General features: G+C 59.9%; 16 protein-coding genes. All 16 read left to right on the forward strand.

All coding sequences use genetic code 11. From position 1 onward, the window contains the following. Positions 1 to 344 precede the first annotated feature (344 nt). A complete protein-coding gene (gene ppdK / locus ACTQ0H_RS03280) occupies positions 345 to 3,095 on the forward strand; it encodes a pyruvate, phosphate dikinase (RefSeq protein WP_441057364.1) in 2,751 nt (916 codons plus the stop codon). Positions 3,096 to 3,267: 172 nt separating this feature from the next. After that, positions 3,268 to 6,027 carry a hypothetical protein gene (locus ACTQ0H_RS03285; RefSeq protein ID WP_441537875.1) on the forward strand — a complete coding sequence of 920 codons (2,760 nt, stop codon included), beginning with the start codon at positions 3,268 to 3,270 and terminating at the stop codon, positions 6,025 to 6,027. 148 nt (positions 6,028 to 6,175) lie between these two features. Continuing rightward, positions 6,176 to 6,517, forward strand: a complete 342-nt coding sequence (gene rplS / locus ACTQ0H_RS03290; RefSeq protein WP_117583231.1) for a 50S ribosomal protein L19 — start codon at positions 6,176 to 6,178, stop codon at positions 6,515 to 6,517. A gap of 93 nt (positions 6,518 to 6,610) precedes the next feature. Beyond that, positions 6,611 to 7,399 (forward strand): ribonuclease HII, encoded by a 789-nt coding sequence (locus ACTQ0H_RS03295; protein WP_154516244.1) that lies wholly within the window; start codon positions 6,611 to 6,613, stop codon positions 7,397 to 7,399. Positions 7,400 to 7,587: 188 nt separating this feature from the next. After that, on the forward strand, positions 7,588 to 8,073 hold the full coding sequence (locus tag ACTQ0H_RS03300; RefSeq protein WP_441537874.1) for a YraN family protein: 486 nt from the start codon (positions 7,588 to 7,590) through the stop codon (positions 8,071 to 8,073). Next, positions 8,073 to 9,596 carry a YifB family Mg chelatase-like AAA ATPase gene (locus ACTQ0H_RS03305; RefSeq protein ID WP_441537873.1) on the forward strand — a complete coding sequence of 508 codons (1,524 nt, stop codon included), beginning with the start codon at positions 8,073 to 8,075 and terminating at the stop codon, positions 9,594 to 9,596. The genes ACTQ0H_RS03300 and ACTQ0H_RS03305 overlap by 1 nt, the downstream gene beginning before the upstream one ends. Then, entirely contained in the window at positions 9,596 to 10,528 is a 933-nt protein-coding gene (locus tag ACTQ0H_RS03310) for a DNA-processing protein DprA (RefSeq protein ID WP_441537872.1), read from the forward strand. Before ACTQ0H_RS03305 ends, ACTQ0H_RS03310 begins: the two co-directional genes overlap by 1 nt. A gap of 14 nt (positions 10,529 to 10,542) precedes the next feature. Further along, positions 10,543 to 11,880 carry a methylenetetrahydrofolate--tRNA-(uracil(54)-C(5))-methyltransferase (FADH(2)-oxidizing) TrmFO gene (gene trmFO, locus ACTQ0H_RS03315; protein ID WP_427717560.1) on the forward strand — a complete coding sequence of 446 codons (1,338 nt, stop codon included), beginning with the start codon at positions 10,543 to 10,545 and terminating at the stop codon, positions 11,878 to 11,880. Between the two features lie 8 nt (positions 11,881 to 11,888). Next, on the forward strand, positions 11,889 to 12,797 hold the full coding sequence (locus tag ACTQ0H_RS03320; RefSeq protein WP_441547843.1) for a tyrosine recombinase: 909 nt from the start codon (positions 11,889 to 11,891) through the stop codon (positions 12,795 to 12,797). Between the two features lie 230 nt (positions 12,798 to 13,027). Further along, entirely contained in the window at positions 13,028 to 13,756 is a 729-nt protein-coding gene (rpsB, locus tag ACTQ0H_RS03325; RefSeq protein WP_055285135.1) for a 30S ribosomal protein S2, read from the forward strand. 45 nt (positions 13,757 to 13,801) lie between these two features. Next, the gene (tsf, locus tag ACTQ0H_RS03330) at positions 13,802 to 14,671 is read left to right on the forward strand and encodes a translation elongation factor Ts (RefSeq protein ID WP_409064982.1); all 870 of its coding nucleotides are present in this window, start codon (positions 13,802 to 13,804) and stop codon (positions 14,669 to 14,671) included. Positions 14,672 to 14,788: 117 nt separating this feature from the next. Further along, complete coding sequence (gene pyrH, locus ACTQ0H_RS03335; protein ID WP_441537871.1) at positions 14,789 to 15,511, forward strand: UMP kinase; 723 nt, start codon at positions 14,789 to 14,791, stop codon at positions 15,509 to 15,511. Between the two features lie 2 nt (positions 15,512 to 15,513). After that, a complete protein-coding gene (gene frr / locus ACTQ0H_RS03340; RefSeq protein ID WP_006236112.1) occupies positions 15,514 to 16,050 on the forward strand; it encodes a ribosome recycling factor in 537 nt (178 codons plus the stop codon). Between the two features lies 1 nt (position 16,051). Beyond that, on the forward strand, positions 16,052 to 16,846 hold the full coding sequence (locus ACTQ0H_RS03345; protein ID WP_441041581.1) for an isoprenyl transferase: 795 nt from the start codon (positions 16,052 to 16,054) through the stop codon (positions 16,844 to 16,846). A gap of 2 nt (positions 16,847 to 16,848) precedes the next feature. Further along, positions 16,849 to 17,748 carry a phosphatidate cytidylyltransferase gene (locus ACTQ0H_RS03350; protein WP_427717552.1) on the forward strand — a complete coding sequence of 300 codons (900 nt, stop codon included), beginning with the start codon at positions 16,849 to 16,851 and terminating at the stop codon, positions 17,746 to 17,748. Then, on the forward strand, positions 17,748 to 18,935 hold the full coding sequence (dxr, locus tag ACTQ0H_RS03355; RefSeq protein ID WP_441537870.1) for a 1-deoxy-D-xylulose-5-phosphate reductoisomerase: 1,188 nt from the start codon (positions 17,748 to 17,750) through the stop codon (positions 18,933 to 18,935). The genes ACTQ0H_RS03350 and dxr overlap by 1 nt, the downstream gene beginning before the upstream one ends. The last annotated feature ends 20 nt before the right edge of the window (positions 18,936 to 18,955 follow it).

Genomic DNA, 18,955 nt, shown 5'->3' on the forward strand with positions numbered 1-18,955 from the left:
TAGCTAATTTGGGACGGGGCTTTTTTAGCTACCCCGGCTGAGGCCGCGAGCTTTTTGGCCGATTGCCGACGGGGTAGCTAAAAAAGCCCCGTCCCAAATTAGCTACTTATGGTAAAGCGATTTAGCAAAGTTCTTTCAGTTAACCTGCAAGTCTCGTTAACTGGTATCTTCATAAGGTAACCACCTTTATCTACCGTTTACCGTCAGTTTTACCACGTTTACCAAACCTCGCACCCTCTACGCAAGCACTTCCAATACCCGCCGTATAGTACCCTCACGGCTCGCATCCGGCGGGTCGATTCGTTACCACGGTCGTGCGCGACAGCGCATGGAAGGGGAGTATCGTGAGCGATTGCAAGAGGGTTTACCGTTTTGGAACCGATGCCCAGGGCACCTGTGTCACTGAGGGCGACAAGTCCATGAACTTCGTGCTTGGCGGCAAGGGTGCAAATCTTGCCGAGATGAGCCGCATCGGCCTGCCTGTTCCCGGTGGCTTTACCATTACCTGCCAAACCTGTGTCGAGTACTCCGGCGCCGGCAACGTGTGGCCCGAAGGCGCACTCGATGAGATCGTTGCCGCCGAGGCCGATCTCGAGGCCCGCTGCGGCAAGAAGCTTGGTGACGCATCCGATCCGCTGCTCGTGTCGGTTCGCTCGGGTGCTCCGTTCTCCATGCCCGGCATGATGGACACGGTCCTCAACTTGGGCCTTAACGACGACTCCGTTCTGGGCCTCATTGCCCAGACGCAAAACCCGCGTTTTGCCTGGGATAGCTACCGCCGCTTTATCCAAATGTTCTCCAACGTCGTTATGGGTGTCGATGCCGACTTGTTTGAGAACGCCCTGACCCAGGCTCGCTTGGTCGCCGGCGTTCGCGTCGATTCCGAGCTTTCGGCCGAGGACCTGCAGGAGCTCGTCGAGACCTTCAAGGGCATCTTCTCCGAGAACGTCGAGGCTGCCCTGTATCCCGAGCTCGAGGTTGTCGACGGCAAGCCCGTCTTCCCGCACGATCCGGAGCTCCAGCTGCGCCTTGCCATCCAGGCCGTCTTTGGCAGCTGGATGAACGAGCGCGCCTGCATCTACCGCAAACAGCATGGCATTTCCGACGAGCTCGGTACCGCCGTCAACGTCCAGGCCATGGCTTTTGGCAACAAAGGCGAGACCTCTGCGACCGGCGTCGCCTTTACGCGCAATCCGGCCGATGGCACCAAGGAGTTCTACGGTGACTTTTTGGTTAACGCCCAGGGTGAGGACGTCGTCGCCGGCATCCGCAACACTGAGCCCATCGCCGACCTCAAGACCACCCCGGGCCTCGAGTCCGCTGGTGAGGAGCTCGAGCGCGTTTTCCTGACGCTCGAGGATCATTACCGCGATATGTGCGATATCGAATTCACTATCGAGCAGGGTAAACTTTGGATGCTTCAGACCCGCGTGGGCAAGCGCACCGCTACCGCCGCGCTGCGCATCGCTATCGAGATGGTCGAGGAGGGTCTCATCACCCGCGAGGAGGCCGTGAGTCGCATCGATCCCGCGCAGCTCGACCAGCTTCTGCATCCGCAGTTCGACTCCTCTAAGAAGTACGAAGCCCTGGCCTGCGGCCTTAACGCCAGCCCCGGCGCCGCCGTAGGCGAGGTCGTGTTCTCGAGCGACGATGCCGTCGCGCGCGCCAACGAGGGCCACAAGGTCATTCTGGTTCGCTGGGAGACCAACCCCGACGACTTGAAGGGCATGGTCGCTGCCGAGGGCATCCTTACCAGCCACGGCGGCAAGACGAGCCACGCCGCCGTTATCGCCCGCGGTATGGGTACGCCCTGCGTCTGCGGCGTTGAGCGCTTCCATATTGACGCCGCCGAGAAGGTCGTGCGCATCGAGGGCAGCGACCGTGTGCTGCACGAGGGCGACATCATCTCCATCGACGGCACCCAGGGCATTGTCGTCGACGGCGCCGTCGATCTGGTCTCCGCCGAGCTCACCGGCGATCTGGACACCATTCTGTCCTGGGCAGACGAGATTCGCCTGGACGAGACCGACGGTCACGCCAACCACGTGCGCGTCAACGCCGACAACCCCGAGGATGCCGCGCTCGCACTCGAGTTTGGCGCCGAGGCCATCGGCCTGTGCCGCACCGAGCACATGTTCCTGGGCGACCGCAAGAACATTATCCAGAGCTTTATCCTGTCCGACGACGAGGCCGTGAAGCAGCAGGCCCTGGCCGACCTGCTCAAGGTTCAGACCGAGGACTTTCTGGCGATGTTTAAGACCATGTCCGGTCGCGATGTGGTCGTTCGCCTGCTCGATCCGCCGCTGCATGAGTTCCTGGATAATCCTCGCGAGCTCGAGGTCGCCATCACCAAGAAGGAAGCCGCCGGCGCCAGCGAGGAAGAGCTTGCCACCCTGCGTGCCCGCCTGCGTCGAATCGACGGCATGGTTGAGTCCAACCCGATGCTCGGCTTGCGCGGTGTGCGCCTGTCCGTTGTCTTTGGCGATCTGCCGCTCATGCAGGTTCGCGCCGTCGCCACGGCTGCTGCCCGCCTTATCAAGGAGGGCGTCGACCCGCGCCCCGAGATCATGGTCCCGCTCGTTTCCATCACAGCCGAGCATGTCCAGACCCGCGAGGTCATCGAGCGCGTGATCGCCGAGGTATCCGCCGAGGAGGGCGTCGAGCTCAATATTCCCGTGGGCACGATGCTCGAGCTGCCGCGCGCCTGCATGGTCGCCGACGAGATCGCCCACCATGCCGACTTCTTCTGCTTTGGCACCAACGACCTCACCCAGACAACCTTCGGCTTCTCGCGCGACGACGCCGAGGCCAAGTTCATCCCGCTGTACATGCACAAGAAGATCCTGAAGGATAATCCCTTCGAGACCATCGACGCGGCGGTGCTCGAGCTGGTGCGTATGGCAGTCGAGAAGGGTCGCGCCGCCAACCCCGACATGCACTTTGGCGTGTGCGGCGAGCACGGTGGCGACCCCAAGTCCATCAAGGGCCTGTTCAACGTGGCCGATGTGGACTACGTGTCCTGCTCGCCCTATCGCGTACCCCTGGCGCGTCTGGCGGCCGCTCAGGCCAAGCTCGAGGCCAAGCGTTCCGCTTAACTGAGTCGCGTTCCATTTGCGCCTCTTACGCCCCCCTTCGCGCCGCCGCGCCCCCTGTGGACGCGGCGGCGTTTTATATTTATTCTGTTGGTTCAATACATTGGCAACTGACGGGAGGACTGCGATGAAAAACCTCACCAGGTATTTGCAACGAGCGCGTCGGGGAGCACAGATGACCCTGTGCTGGGTGGTCGTTGCGGTCACGGCGCTTTGCGGGATGCCGACGGCCGGTTTTGCCCTTCAGGATGAATCGCGCGACGAGCTTTATGGCGACGTGGTCAACCCGCTCACCATTACGGTCAACGATCGCGACTGCACGTTTGTAGATATCGATGACGGCAAGCTCGAGGGCCGTACCTCGATGTACGACAACGTCTCGTTCTATACGGCCGCCGTCAAAAAGGTGTTGCCCAACTGGGCATCGCTTGCCTATAACATCCTTGGCTATGGTGGAGGCGACGACTCCGGGGACTTTTTGTACTGGGACCACGCCGGCAAGGGCTTTGAGAAGGACTTCGGTAAGGGTCACTACATCTATCTGTATGATGCGCTTTCGGGCGGCAACGGTGAGCATTCCGACGGCGCCGACAAATCGAAACAGAGTGGTCTGACATCGGCAAAAAGCCTCAAAGCTGTCTACGATCGCTTGACCGACGATATCGCCGGCTGTATCGGTCACAAGCTGACGGGCTCCGATTTCCGTGAAAACGTGCCGCTCGACGGACTGTCGAAAGACACGACTGAGCAGGACGTCATCTATGCCACCATTGCTTGTGTCGACAAGCTCGGCGGCACCTATCAGTATGATTTCAATGGCTTTGGCATCGCGTTCTATAACTTTAGAGTTCAGCAGCTCAACAGCATGAACAAGCTTAACTGTGCGCCCGAGGACGCGCCGGGCTATTCCTTTGTCGATTCTAAGACTGAGCAGGAGCTCGTTACCTCGGCTCTTAACGTCGGCTATGAGGACGCCTCGCAGAGCATCACGCTCGCCCGCGGTACCGAGGAGACGGTCGGCACGAGCACTTCTGAATCCACATCGTATTCCAAAGGCGGCTCGTGGGGCGCATCGGTGAGCCTCAAGGAGTCGCTGGGCGTGCCCGGAACAGCGAGCGAGGAGATCGAGACTTCGTTTTCGGCCGAAACCACGATGTCCCAGTTGTGGGAGGCGAGCAAGACCGAGGAACAGTCGATCACCACAACGGACAATCAGTCGGTCACCGTCGATATGACGATCCCTGCGCACACGCAGGTCAATAGCAAGCAGACGAGTTCTACCACGACGCTGTCCGAGGACTATGACCAGCCGGTGGGCGTGACGTTCGACGTGATTATCTTTAACATGAACGGCGAGTGCTACGACGACAACGCCGCCGTGCAGGAGTTCCATACCGCCGGTTATGACCAGCGCTCGTTCTACACCACCTTTGGCGATCAGTCGACCGACGCCGTGCAGAACCTGTTCCTGCGCTCAATCGCCCATCGTGGCGACGACGGCTACGATACCACCGCCGGAAACGTTACGAGCTGGTCGCATCGCACCAACAACCACATGGTGCGCGCCATCGATTGGAATTCTGTCCTGGCCGATCGCGAGGTGCCTTCGCGCAACGGCGGCGCCCCGCGCACGTGCAATGTGCTCAACGACATGGCCGCCACCTACCCCATGTCCATTACGGGTTCCAATCTGTCGTTTGAGTCGGTGACGGTCGATACCCAGTTGGGCACGCCGCAGCCCATTAAGCCCATTTCCAAGATTCTCGTATCGCTGCAGACCGATAAGACCCGAAGGCTTACGGTGGGAGACGAAGACCCCATCTCTTCCTATCGCGTGCGTGCAAGGGACGAGGACGATGTTGACTATTACGGCTTTGTGAAGTCGTCGGGCGACTGGCGCGTGGTCGATAAAAACGGCAAGAAATGCAAGTCCGACGTCATCGAGATCCAGACCGACCCTGTCACCCACGAGCAAGTCGTGGTGGGTAAAAAGGCCGGCACCGCCTACGTAAAGTACTTTATCCCCGAGGACACCTATGTGGACGTGAACGGGCATGTTTCGACCAATGACGAGATCGACGCCGCGGCCTACAAATATAAGGTAAGCGACGCGGCGCCCGAGTCGTTTAACGGCAGCATCAAACTCGAGGGCTCGGCACAGACCGTCGTCGGCGTCGAGGAGAATCTCAACGGCATCGACGGTCTAACGGCTACGGTCTATGACACGACGGGCAAGGAAGTCGATAGGGTCTGCAGCTGGGAGGCCCAGGAGCTCGAGAGCAAGGGCATTTCGGTCGCGACGGACGGCACGATGACCATCTCGCAACCGGGCACCTTCCATGTTCGCGCCTTTATTGACGGCGTGTATTCCGATTGGGCCGAGGTCATCGCCGCACCCGCGCCGGTCGACCCGATGACGACCGTGGTCGAGACACCGGTGAGCGTTGCGTCCGTTTCTTCGGGGGATTCTTCGGCAACGACGGATAGCGCGGCTCCTGCCCAGGGAGAGCAGGCGGCTTCCGATGCGAACGCGGCCGAGCCTGCTCCGGCGAGCGACGATGCCACTGCAGTGACTGACGACACCGCGCCCGCTGCCGCAAAAGATGCCTCGCCGATTCCTACGGGCCTCGTTACCGTTTTGACCGATATCTGCCGCTACGGTATCGATCACGGCCTCATCGGCACATCAAACAAGGAAGAGATGACCAAGCAGGACTTCGACATCTTAGGCATCCTGTACCTGATGGCGGACAGCCAGGACCTGGTGCCCCAAGCCGCCGAGGATGCGATGAACGAATGGGCTCATGACAACTATAATGACGAAGAGCTTGCCACCTGGAAGCAGCATGCGCTTTCGGTGCTGCTCGAATACGGTTATATCGCGCCCGGAACGACCGTGACGACGCCGACGACTGATGCTGCGGACGGCGCATAAGTGCAGAAAGAGTGCGTGTTTTTGTCTTTTTGCGCACGGGCAAAATAGTTCTTGCAGCCAAGGTCGTGGCGTGTATACTCGAATACGTTTGTTCAACTACGTGCCGGCCAAGGTGGTACGGCACCTCTAGAAGAGTAAGGAATTGCACATGGATTACATCCGCGCAATCGAGCGTCAGCAGATCCGCGAGGACATCCCGCAGGTCCGCGTTGCCGACAACGTCAAGGTTCACTACCGCATTAAGGAAGGCGACCGCGAGCGCATCCAGGTTTTCCAGGGTGACGTCATCCGCATGGCCGGCGCCGGTGCCCGTGAGACCTTCACCGTCCGCAAGATTTCCTTCGGTGTCGGTGTTGAGCGTACCTTCCCGCTTCACAGCCCCAAGATCGCCAAGCTCGAGGTCGTCCGTCATGGTCGCGTCCGTCGCGCCAAGCTGTACTACCTCCGCGACAAGGTGGGCAAGGCTGCTCGCATCCCCGAGAAGCGCTAAGAAGATCGCAGCGTCTGTCCACTCGTTTGGACACAAGGGTCACCTTCGGGTGGCCCTTCTTTTTATCTGATTTCCATGCAAGGAGGGCCTGGTATGGCCAATATGACGAGCTCGATTTCGGCATCGCAGGTTGCCGGCGAGCTGGCGAGTGCCACGTTCGAGGAGATTCCCGCCCTCGTGGAGCACTATCGCGAGGATCCGCGCCAGCAGGTGATCAAGGCTTGCGAACGCGCACTTAAGCGCCATGCCAAGGAACTTTCCGAGCGCGAGCGCGTCAACGGCATGTACGAGCTGATGCATGAGCTCGGCGGCGATGGCGTGGTCGTTGGTGTTGACGAGGTGGGGCGCGGCTCTGTCGCCGGCCCGTTGACGGTCTGCGCTGTCTGCCTTCCCATGGAGCCGCGCGTTTGGGGCATTAACGATTCCAAAAAGCTCACGCCTGCCCGTCGTGAGCTGCTCTCGGTGCAGATTGCCGAGGTGGCTACGGCCATTGGTTTTTGCCATATCGCGCCTGCGGACATCGATGAGATGGGCATGGCCCGCGCCATCCGCGCTGCCGTCGCGGGCGCGGTGGCGGATACGGGGCTCGAGCCCGATTGCGTGCTTATGGACGGCAACCCTTTGGGCGCCGTCCCCAACGAGCGCGATGTGGTCAAGGGAGATGCCAAAATCGCCTGCATCGCCGCTGCTTCCATTATGGCCAAGGTCACGCGTGACGAGATGATGGTCGAGTACGATGCCGAGTATCCCGAATATCATCTTGCTGAGTCAAAGGGCTATGCGAGCCCCGAGCACATTGAGGCTATTCGTAAACATGGCCTTTCTCCGTTGCATCGTGTGAGCTTCTGCGGAAATTTTTTGCAGACGGAGCGTCTTTTTTAAGGCAAATATGGAGACAGGGACTTCTGGGATTTTATAAACCAGCTGGTGGGGACCGCATGCAACGCAATTGTTGCATGCGGTCCCTTTTTTGTTTGTTTTTGGTTGGACTTTGGTTTTCTTTTGGTACTTACCCGCAAGAAAGGCGGCCCCATGATCGGGTCAATATCGTGCGCGGGAAAGGAGACCCCATGTGCGCCGCAAGTGCAAAGAGCAAGACGCAACAGCTCAAAGAGCTTTGGGAGAGCGGGGAGATTGATTGCGCGTCGATTACGCCTGGGTTCATTAAGGGCCTCAGTCCTCGAGAACTGGGCATGCTGGGCGAGCTTATTGCAATCGATTACTTTCGTGAGCGTGGTTATGCCCTCTTGGAACAGGGCTACCGGTGTCTCGAGGGCGAGGCCGATCTGGTACTGCTTGATGAACTTGATGATGTCGTGGTGATGGCTGAGATCAAGACAAGGCGCGTCGCCCTAGATTGCAACACGCGGGTCTTTCCCGAGGAGGCGGTGGACGCCCAGAAGCAGCGTCGCTACCGCCGTATCGCGAGTTGTTACCTTATGGACCACTATCCCCTTAAGGCGATTCGCTTCGACGCGGTGGGCGTTACTATCCGCGGCGGTCACATTGCGGAGATTGAGCATCAATACAACGCATTCGATTGGCAGGTATCGTGATGGCGTTTGACACCTTTGCCGTCCACGCTGCATGCATTCGTGGCGTCGAGGCGATTCCCGTCACGGTCGAGGTCTCGCTTGCCGGCGGTATTCCGGGTATCCAAATGCTTGGCATTCCAAGTATGGAGGTGATGGAGTCGCGTGGCCGCATACGCTGTGCAATGCGGTCGGCGGGATTTGAGATTCCACGGGCGGGCATTACCGTCAACTTGGCTCCGGGCGACATCCGTAAAACGGGCAGTGGTTTTGACCTGCCGATCGCCATCGCGGTACTGGCGGCCGATGGGCAGATTCCCCGCGACCATCTAGACCATTGCCTTATTGCCGGTGAGCTCGGGCTGGATGGTAGCGTGCTGCCCGTAAAAGGCGAGGTTGCGTTTCAGTTGTTGGCGCGTGATATGGGCCTGTTCTTTATTGCAGGAAGGTCGGATCAACATGTGCCGCTTGCCGGTGTGGACTGTGGCTTTATCGACCATCTGTCTCAGCTCGCCCGCGGTATGGGCCAGGCGGCTCGGCATTATCTGGATTCCGAGGGTGTCGAGGCGTCGTTTGAGCCAGAACTTGATTATGCCGATGTGCTGGGGCAGGAGGTTGCCAAGCGCGGCATTGCGCTCGCGGCGGCGGGGGAGCTCGGCCTGCTTATGATTGGCTCGCCGGGTTCGGGCAAGACCATGCTCGCACGCCGCATGACGGGTATCTTGCCCGAGCTTTCTCTCGAGGATCAGCAAGAGGCGCTGTGCATCCATTCGGTCTTGGGCGAGAACATCGATGGTTTGCTGGCGGGACACCGGCCGTTCCGTAGCCCCCACCACAGCATTTCGACTGCGGGCCTTATTGGCGGCGGACGGCCGGTGCACCCGGGCGAGATTAGCCTAGCGCACGGCGGCGTGCTCTTTTTAGACGAGCTTGCCGAGTTTCCCAACAGCGTGCTGCAGACACTCCGTCAGCCCATCGAGCGCGGCTACGTCAAGATCGTACGCGTCGATGGGGCTTTCACGTTTCCCTCGCGGTTCCAGCTGCTTGCCGCGAGCAATCCCTGTCCCTGCGGCTTTTTGGGCGATCGCGAGGTACCGTGCCGCTGCTCGGCTTCGATGGTTGAGCGCTATCGGTCTAAGCTACGTGGTCCCTTGGCCGATCGTATTGACCTTATGATTGACGTGACCCGACCCGACCCGCAGGTAATTATCGAGGGCGCCGAGGGTATGTCGTCAGCTGAACTACGTGACTATGTTGTGCGGGGACGGGCATTTCGCGCCTGGCGCGAGTCCCGTATGGACGATGCAGATGCCGAGGCCGAGGACGATGAGTCACGTTCCATCGACGGCGTCGTTTCGACCTTTGCGCTCGATGGGGCAGCGGAAAAGTGCGTGCTCGGCCTGTCGAGGCGCACGCATCTTACCGGGCGCGGCATCGTGCGCTTGGTGCGTATCGCGCGCACGATTGCCGATGTTGCCGAAAGTGAGCGGGTAACCCAAGACCACGTGCTCGAGGCGGCGATGTACCAGGGGAGGAGGGACCAGTAATGCCCGAGGAGACTTTTGAGCTGCATCCCGGTGATGTGTTGTATCCAGCTACCGTTTTGGAGCTCTCCGATGTCCCCCAGACGCTTTATGTGCGTGGCGATCCCGCCGCACTGTCGACGCCTGCGCTCTCCATCATCGGCGCTCGCAAGGCCTCGCCGTACGGCCTTGCCGTGGCAGAGCTGGCCGCGAAAGTTGCGGTCGAGGCGGGGGTGACGGTGGTCTCGGGCGGTGCGGTCGGCTGCGACCAGGCCTCGGGTTGGGCCGCGGTCAACGCTGGTGGCAGGCACGTCGTGGTGTTGGGTACGGGCGCCGACGTGGTTTACCCGCGCTCGAGTGCAGGGCTCATCGCGCGCACGATCGATACGGGCGGCGCGGTCGTGTCCATCTCGCCTTGGGGTATGGGGCCACGCAAATTTGCCTTTCCGCGGCGTAACCGGGTGATTGCCGCGCTTTCGCAGGCGCTCTTCGTGTCGGAGGCCGGCATGCCCTCGGGCACGTTCTCGACAGCGGAGGCCGCCATGGACCTGGGGCGCGAACTGCTCGCGGTACCGGGCTCCATTTTGTCACCAGAGTCGCGTGGGACCAACTACCTCATCGCCAACGGTGCCTGCTGCATTGTTGACGAGGAGTCTATTGAGATGGCCATCTCGCGAATTTACGGCACCCTGCGCTATTCGCGTCCCGATGCGCCCGGTATCGCCGATCTGAACCCCACGCAGCAGGCCGTGATGCACGCGCTCATTGCCTCGCCGCTCAAGGTCGATGACATTGCCGCGCTCGTCTCCCTCGATGCCGTCGGCGTGCTCAAACTCCTGGGCTCACTCGAGCTCGAGGGACTCATCGAGCGCATGATGGATGGAAGGTATGCGCCCTCAAAGTTTGCGCTTCACGCTCAGACGCCCTTCGGTCACAATGGAAAGCGTGTCAATTAGAAAGGTGTTTGCAGATGCTGTTTGATCAAGTGACGGTTATCGGTGGCGGTCTGGCGGGATCGGAATGCGCGATTCAGCTGGCAGATCGCGGGTTTGCCGTAAAGCTGTGCGAGATGCGGCCGCTGGTGACCTCTCCTGCCCACCATACCGATCACTTGGCGGAGCTCGTCTGCTCCAATTCGTTTAAGTCGACCCGACCCGATTCCGCCGCCGGCCTGTTGAAGGCCGAACTCGAGCGTATGGGTTCGGTGCTGCTCGACTGCGCTCATCGCGCTGCCGTTCCCGCTGGTGGCGCCTTGGCGGTCGACCGTGTTAAATTCTCCGAGCTCGTCGAGGCCGAGGTTGCCGCCCGTCCCAATATCGAGGTCGTTCACGGCGAGGTCACCCAGATTCCCGAGGGCCATGTGGTTATCGCCGCGGGTCCCTTGTGCTCGCCGGCGTTGAGCGGGGAGGTCATGAAGCTCGTCGGTGGTGATTCCCTGGCGTTTTTTGACGCCGCGGCCCCAATTGTCGATGCCTCGACGCTCGATATGGATGTGCTGTTCTCGCAGTCGCGCTACGAGGAGCAGGGGAGTGGCGACTATCTCAATGCCCCGCTCAACAAGGAGGAGTACGAGGCCTTTATCGAGGCGCTTACCACGGCCGATCGCGTGGTGCTCAAGGACTTTGAGGGCGGGGATCTCTTCCAGGCCTGTCAGCCAGCCGAGGAGGTTGCGCGCACGGGCAAGGATGCCATCCGCTTTGGCGCTATGAAGCCCGTCGGGCTCACCGACCCGCGCACCGGTCGCCGTCCCTGGGCGGCGATTCAGCTGCGCGCCGAGAACAAGGAGAAGACCGCCTATAACCTGGTTGGTTTCCAGACCAACCTGACCTTCGGCGAGCAGAAGCGCGTTTTTCATATGGTTCCCGGTCTGGAGAATGCCGAGTTTTTCCGCTATGGCGTCATGCATCGCAATACCTTTGTCGATGCTCCCCATGTGCTCGATGGGACCTTCGCCGTACCCGGCACGGGCGTGCGCCTTGCCGGACAGATTACCGGTACGGAGGGTTACATGGAAGCGGTCGCGACGGGTCTCCTCGCTGCGCTCAATACCTATGCCGAGGCTATCGAGGTTGCTCCTGTCGAGCTGCCGCGCGTGGGCGCTCTCGGCGCGCTCGTGGGCTATGCGACCGATCCCGCTACGGTCGGATATCAGCCCATGCATGTTAATTTTGGCCTGGTGCCTCCCCTCGAGGACGGTAAACGCCGCAGCAAACGTGAGCGCTATCAGGCCTATGCGGATCGCGCCCTTAAGGCCCTGGATTCCTATCTGGAATCGCGCTCCGACCTGTTTGGGGGCGACCGGCCATAGCCTTTGACCTGTACGGTGCCGTCGACTCGTTCATAGCCTATATTGCACGCGTCGAGGGGCTTTCTTCTAACACTGTTATCGCTTACGGCTCTCGTCTGGAGCGTTTTGCCGCTTGGTGCGAGCGTGGGGATATCGATGCGCGCACGGCGGACGTACGTACCGTTCGTATGTATCTGGCGGAGCTGTCGCGCGAGCAGGTGGCGCCCAGGACGATTGCGGCGCACCTGTCTGCCATTCGTTCGTTCTATCGATGGATGGCTGCCGAGGGTCTTATCGATGGAGACGCTGTCTCTGCGATTGCCTCGCCCAAGCTTCCACGCGATTTGCCCGGAGTGCTGACCACCCAGCAGGTTAAGGCACTGCTTGCAGCGCCAGACGTTTCAACGCCTGCGGGACTGCGCGATGCGGCGATGCTCGAATTGCTCTATGCATCTGGGGCTCGCATCTCTGAGCTTGCGGCACTCAATGTTGAGTCCATTGCTTGGTCCGAGCGAACGCTGCGGCTTTGGGGTAAGGGGAGCAAGGAGCGCATCGTGCCCCTGTATCGGCGTGCTCTCGATGTGACCCGCCGCTATATTGAGGAAGGAAGACCGGAGCTTCTTGCTCAGGCAAAGTGTGGCGACGGTACGAACGGTGTGCATCCGCTGTTTATCTCGGCACGCGGCAACCGTATGAGCGCCGCCATGCTTAGGCGACGGTTTCATATGTTGGCGACGCTTGCGGGTATCCCTTCCGATATCGCCCCGCATGCGATGCGCCATACTTTTGCGACCGATTTGCTCGAGGGCGGAGCGGACTTGCGCTCTGTCCAGGAGTTGCTGGGGCATGCAAGCTTGTCCACCACGCAGATTTATACGCATCTCACGCCCGATCGGCTCAAACGCGCCGTTACCCAAGCTCTTCCGCGCGGCGAATAAGGCAGGAGAGGGGTTCTATCCAATCGATCGCGCGTCCGTGTGTGTGGTTTTGATTTCGGGTTGGCAGAAAGATGTAATCCTGCTATCATTCATCGGGTTGCTTCACGGCAACAGGTTTTTATCACGCACGCGCGGCTACTTCATACCGTGGTGCCCGGGCTTTGGTAGCACATGTCCGGGTTGGTTTTGGAGGATGACCCCGCGCGGAGGCAAACCACAGGAGGTTTAACATGGCTACCAAGATTAATATCCGCACCCTGCTCGAGGCCGGCTGCCACTTCGGTCACCAGACCCGTCGCTGGAACCCCAAGATGAAGCCGTTCATCTTCGGTGAGCGCAACGGCATCTACATCCTCGACCTCAAGCAGACCATTCTTGACGCCGACCAGGCTTACACCTTCGTCAAGAACGTTGCCAAGGGTGGCAACGTGCTGTTCGTCGGCACCAAGAAGCAGGCTCAGGAGGCCGTCAAGAACGCCGCTGAGCGCGCCAACATGCCTTACATCAACCAGCGTTGGCTCGGCGGCATGCTGACCAACTTCGTCACCATCCGCTCCCGCATCAACCGCATGGAGGAGCTCGAGGCCATGGTCGAGGACGGCCGCATGGCTGTTCTTCCCAAGAAGGAGCAGGCTGTTCTGGGTAAGGAGCTCGCTAAGCTCCAGACCAACCTCGGTGGCGCCCGCGACATGAAGGGTCTGCCCCAGGCTCTCTTCGTCATCGACACTAAGCGCGAGGAGAACGCCATCAAGGAGGCCCAGCGCCTGAACATCCCCGTCGTCGCTCTGATCGATACCAACTCCGATCCCGACGAGGTCGAGTACGGCATCCCCTGCAACGATGACGCCATCTCCGCTGTCACCCTTATGTGCGAGCTCATGGCCGACGCCTGCCTCGCTGGCTCCGGCAAGGAGCAGGTCTCCGAGGCCGAGATGGCCGCTGAGCCCAAGGCCGAGTAAATCAGTCCTAATTAAGTCTTTTTCATCTCTTTGAAAGGAACCACAATGGCCCAGATTACCGCCGCTATGGTCAAGCAGCTCCGCGAGATGACCGACTCCCCGATGATGGAGTGCAAGAAGGCTCTCGTCGAGGCTGACGGTGACATGGACGCCGCTGTTGACGTTCTGCGTAAGAACGGCCTCGCTAAGGCTGCCAAGAAGGCTGGCCGCGAGACCAACGAGGGCGCTGTCGCCGCGTTCGTCTCCGAGGATGGCAAGACCGGCGCTCTGCTCGAGCTCTCCTGCGAGACCGACTTCGTCGGCTCCAACGCCAAGTTCACCGGCTTTGCTTCCAAGGTCGCCGAGGTTGTCGCCACCACCGAGCCGGCCGATGTCGACGCTCTGCTCGAGAAGCCGATGGGCGAGGAGACCGTTTCCTCCGAGCTCACCGAGATGATTCACATCATGGGCGAGAACATGAAGATCTCCCGCTTCGCCGCCCGCAAGGTCGAGAACGGCGCTCTCGCTTCTTACATCCACATGGGTGGTAAGATCGGCGTCCTCGTCGAGTTTGCTTTCGAGAAGGCTGAGACCGCTCAGGCTGAGTCCTTCAAGACCTTTGCCCACGACGTTGCCCTTCAGGTTGCCGCTGTCGCTCCGATCTGCGCTACCCGCGATCAGGTTCCGGCCGAGACCGTCGAGCATGAGAAGCAGATTTACATGGCTCAGGCTGCCGAGTCCGGCAAGCCCGAGGCCATCCAGGAGAAGATGGCTGTTGGCCGTCTGGAGAAGTTCTACAAGCAGTCCGTGCTCACCGAGCAGGAGTTCATCAAGGACAGCTCCCTCACCATCAAGAAGTACGCCGAGCAGGTCTCTAAGGAGCTCGGCGATACCATTACCGTCGTTGCCTTCGACCGTCTGGTCCGTGGCGAGTAAATAAGCTCTTGTAGCTGGTAATGAGCAGGCTGTGGGTTTTACTCACAGCCTGCTTTTTCATGGCTCCAAGCAGAGCCTTTGATATCATATTGAGAGTCTAATTAAAGGAGGATCGCTTTGTCCGACATCCGATATAAACGCGTGCTTCTGAAGCTTTCCGGCGAAGCACTGATGGGCGATGGCCACTATGGCATCGACCCCAAGATTACCGACCATCTTGCCAAGCAGGTCAAGGAGCTGCTTGCCGTTGGCCATGAGGTCGGCATCGTTGTCGGCGGCGGCAATATTTTCCGCGGCATGGCTGGAGCTGCCGGCGGTATGGAGCGTGCTCAGGCCGATTACATGGGCATGCTTGCAACCGTTATGAACGCGCTCGCCCTGCAGGATGCCTTCGAGCATAACGATGTTCCCTGCCGCGTTATGAGTGCCATCCAGATGAACGAGATTTGCGAGCCCTATATTCGTCGTCGCGCCATCAATCACCTGTCCAAGGGCAATGTCGTTATCTTCGCGGCCGGCTCGGGCAATCCGTACTTTACGACTGACACCGCCGCGGCCCTTCGCGCCTGCGAGATCGGTGCGGAGATTCTGATTAAGGCCACCAAGGTCGACGGTATCTACGACAAGGATCCCGTCAAGTGCGCCGATGCCGTCCGCTTTGACAGGATCACCTATCACGAGGTGCTCGTCCGCGGCCTGCAGGTTATGGATTCCACGGCTACGGCCCTGTGCCAGGATAACCGTATGCCCATTTTGGTCCTCAACATCGATGGCGAGGACAACGTCAAGCGCGCGCTTTCGGGTGAGCCCGTCGGCACGCTCGTCTATCAGGAGGATTAAGCATGGCAGAGAACATCACCGCCCACATGGACAAGTCGCTCGAGTCCCTCAAGCATAACTTCTCCAAGGTCCGTACCGGCCGAGCCAACGCTAATATTCTGTCCGACATCACCGTCGATTATTACGGTGTTCCCACGCCGGTCACGCAGGTTGCCGCCGTAAAGACCCCCGAGGCCCACATGCTGCTCATCGAGCCGTGGGATAAGGCGCTTATCAACGCCATCGTCAAGGCCATCGGCGCTTCCGATCTGGGTATTACCCCCAACTCCGATGGCACCGTTGTTCGTCTTCCGTTCCCGGCTCCCACCGAGGAGCGCCGTCGCGAGCTCGTCAAGGAGTGCCGCGAGTATGCCGAGCAGGCCAAGGTGTCTATCCGTAACATCCGTCGCGACTTTAACAACAAGCTCGAGCGCGATGAGGAGCTCACCGAGGACGACGTCCGCCGTGAGCAGGCCAAGGTGCAGAAGCATACCGACGAGTATGTCGCCAAGGTCGAGGAGCTTCTGAAGGAAAAAGAAGCCGAGGTCATGGAGATCTAAGGTGCAATACGACGAGAACAAACTGGTCGAGTACTTTGCCGACGCCCCTGCGGGCGTCGGTTTTTCCGACCTTGACCTCAATAACATTCCGCGCCATATCTCGTGCATCATGGACGGTAACGGTCGCTGGGCTACGGCGCGAGGTCTTGCCCGTACCGAGGGTCACAAGGCGGGTATCGTCTCCCTTCGTGAGATCATTACCGCCTGCGTGCGTCTGGGTGTCGACGTGCTTTCCGCCTATGCGTTTTCAACCGAAAACTGGAACCGCCCGCAGCATGAGGTCAACGTCTTGATGCATCTGTTTGCCAAGACGTTTATCGATGAGCTGCCGCTTCTGAAGCGCGAAAATGTCCGTGTTGTCTTTTTGGGTGATATTTCCGCGCTGCCCAAGAAGACCCGCGACGTTTTTGAATGCGGTCTTGCCGAGTGCGCTGATCACACCGGTATGACGCTGGCGCTTGCCGTCAACTACGGCGCGCGTGCCGAGATTACCCGTGCCGCCCGTCAGCTTGCGCTCGATGCCGCCGCCGGCAAGATCGACCCTGCTGCTATCGACGATGATATGGTTGCTTCGCACCTGTACACCGCCGGTCTTCCCGATCCCGAGCTGGTCATTCGCACCTCTGGTGAGCTTCGCCTTTCGAACTATCTGCTGTGGCAGGTGGCTTATTCCGAGTTCTATGTCACCGATACCTATTGGCCTGACTTTGATCGTTGGGGCCTTGTTGACGCCATTTTGGCCTATCAGGGCCGTGACCGTAGGTTTGGTGGACTGAGCAAGACCGAGGAGGCTTAATCGTGTCCGATCGTCCCAAGGCATCTGCTCCCAAGACGCCTGCGCGCAAAGCTGCCACTGCGGGAGCGCCTGCAGCGAAGAGCGGCACCGGTTCGTGGCTTGCGGGCTTTATTACCCGTGCCGCCGCCGGTATCGTCTACGCCGTCGTCTTTATCCTGTGCCTGGTTTTGGGTATCGTGCCCACCGCCATTTTTGTCTCTGTCATGAGCGGGCTTTGCTGCTTTGAGTTTTTCCGTATGACGAGGCTCGATGGCAAGGTCGCCAACGAGCATCTGGGCATTATTGCCGCCGTGCTCTTTCCGTTATCGGCGCTTGGCGATTCGCTTTTGCTGAACGCCCTGCTTTTTGCACTGATGCTCGCGGTGGGCATTTGGTATGTTTGGTCGCCGCGTACCCGCATCTCTGATGTGGCCGTGACGCTCATGGGTCCCATCTACACAGGCTTTATGCTGTCGGCTATTGTGCTGCTGCGCGATGCCGTGCCCGGTTTTGCCGGCGCCCTGCTTTCAGTGGGTGTTTGCGCGTCCCTTTGGGTTTCCGATTCGTTTGCCTACATCGTGGGCAGCCGTATCGGCAAACACAAGATGGTCCCCAAGATCTCTCCCAACAAGAGCTGGGAGGGCTTTGTTGGTGGCATTCTGGGCTCGGTTCTCATCTGGCTCATTTTGTGGGTGACGCATCTCTATAAGCTGAGCTTGCCCTATGCGCTGCTTTGCGGCGTGGTTGTGTCCATCTTGGGCGTTATCGGCGACCTTATCGAGTCGCGCATCAAGCGTGGCGTGGGCGTCAAGGATTCCGGTAACCTTATCCCGGGTCACGGCGGCATGCTCGATCGTAGCGATTCGCTTATCTTCGGCTGCATCACCGCGCAGCTGATGCTGATGATCGGAGGCGTGCTGTAATGTCCTTCCAGACGACGTATGGCTCCGATGGACGCCTTCGTGTTGCCATCCTGGGCTGTACGGGCTCTATCGGCACTCAGGCGCTCGATGTTTGCCGTCAGCATGCCGATCGTCTGCAGGTGACGGCGCTTTCCGTTAATTCCAGCACCTCCGAGCTCGTTGCAGCTGCCCGCGAGTTCTCGGTTCCGGCGGTTGCCGTGGCCGATGTCGCTCATGGCGATGACGCCGTGCTGCAGGAGTTGCCCGAGGGAACGGAGCTCGGCGTTGGTGCGCAGGCGGTTTGCGAGCTCGCGCGTCGCGACGATGTCGATTGCGTGCTTGTCGCTATTGTGGGCGCCGCCGGTCTCGAGGCGAGCCACGCGGCCTTGACCTCGAATAAGCGCCTTGCCCTTGCCAATAAGGAGTCGCTCGTTGTTGGCGGTGACCTGCTGATGCCGTTGGCTCAGCCTGGTCAGCTTATCCCGGTCGATTCCGAGCACTCTGCAATTTACCAATGCTATCTGGGTGAGAATCCGCACGAGGCCCATTGTATTTGGCTTACCTGCTCGGGCGGTCCGTTCTTTGGCCGTTCGCGCGAGGAACTCGACCGTGTGACGCGTGCCGATGCCCTGGCGCACCCTACGTGGGCTATGGGTGCCAAGATCACGATTGACTCCGCTACCCTCATGAACAAGGGCCTGGAGCGTATCGAGGCGATGCACCTCTTCGGTTGCGACCTCGACTTTATCAACGTGGTCGTTCAGCGCCAGTCAAAGATTCATTCGATGGTCGAGTTTGCCGACGGCTCCGTGATGGCGCATCTCGGGGCATCTGACATGCGCATCCCCATCCAGTTTGCCTTCTCGTATCCCGAGCGCTGGGATACTCCGGCTCCGCGCATCGATTTCCGCGAGTTGGGTCAGCTTACCTTTGATGCGGCCGACATGGATACGTTTCGCTGCCTGGCGCTGGCCGAGCGTGCGGGCAAGACGGGCGGCACCATGCCGTGCGTGCTCAATGCCGCCAACGAGGTCGCCGTCGATGCCTTCCTGCATGATGGCTGCAGTTTTACCGATATCGATCGCATTGTGGAATCCTGTATGGATGCGCATGATGCGCAGACGGTCGATTCGTTTGAACAGCTTCGCGGTATCGATGCGTGGGCGCGTGAAAAGGCCGCGCAAGTGCTCGTCGCAACCCGTTCTTAACCCATAAGGATTGCTTTTTC

Origin of the sequence: Collinsella sp. LCP21S3_A3, assembly GCF_052118905.1 — a bacterium.
GTDB lineage: Bacteria > Actinomycetota > Coriobacteriia > Coriobacteriales > Coriobacteriaceae > Collinsella.